At 48.5% G+C, this 793-nt stretch carries 1 protein-coding gene; it reads left to right on the top strand.

The window, feature by feature from the left end:
* Window positions 1-332: 332 nt before the first annotated feature.
* Window positions 333-793: hypothetical protein (locus B5F83_RS10750; RefSeq protein ID WP_204207394.1), on the top strand; the 461-nt coding region annotated here is incomplete at its 3' end.

The following is a 793-nucleotide window of genomic DNA, read 5'->3' as shown; positions in this document are numbered from 1 at the left end:
GTGGGGTGGAAAACCTGGACCAACGGATAATTCCGGTTGGAATCTTCCGTGTCCTTATTTCTCTTCCATGACCCGAACAAAATCAACTGCCATCCTTTCGGGAGAACAGCTTTTTAATATGTAAGGTCGTACAGCGAAGTGCGAACGGACGGGACACTTTTTTCTACCCCATAGCCAGCTGGCGCCTTTACAATACGTTGACAATCAACATTTTACCAAAACTACCCCTGCGCTTGGGTACCTTAGAAAGTACCCAAAGCCAGCCCTTATTTTTACAACTTACTGATTATCAATATTATCAAACTTAACAAGATGGACATGGGGTGAAAAATATGCCGATAAGATCCGATTTTCCTTCCTTCATCATGGCCTTTGTCATTTTTCTCTCGGGATGTTGCTTTATCTGTCATGAAATGGAACCGCGAAGTGTAGTCAACTTTATGGATGCGTTAAATAAATTCACCTCAGGGGAAGTGCACCTGATTCGTGGCAAAGTGGTTCACTTTCCCCCGGAAAAAAAGCGAAATGGCGATAAAATCAACATTTTCGGCGGGAAAGTGCACCAAAAAAGCGGGAAAATGGTTCACTTCCCCCCAAAATTATCCGCTGGTCCGAAAACCTGGCCCCCGCCTGAAACGGGAACGGGCCGGGAGTGGACGGAGGATACGAAAAAAAGGAGGTCCTCGCGTACGAACCGGAACGAGCCCGGTGTCGCTGGGACCTCCTCATCAAGGACGGCGGCGGCCTACTCTCCCGCCCTTACGGGCAGTACCATCGGCGATGGCGGGCTTAA

Origin of the sequence: Muribaculum sp. An289 (assembly GCF_002159555.1) — a bacterium.
In the GTDB taxonomy this organism is placed as follows: domain Bacteria; phylum Bacteroidota; class Bacteroidia; order Bacteroidales; family UBA932; genus Merdivivens; species Merdivivens faecigallinarum.
This window is presented reverse-complemented; position numbering and strand designations above follow the sequence as displayed.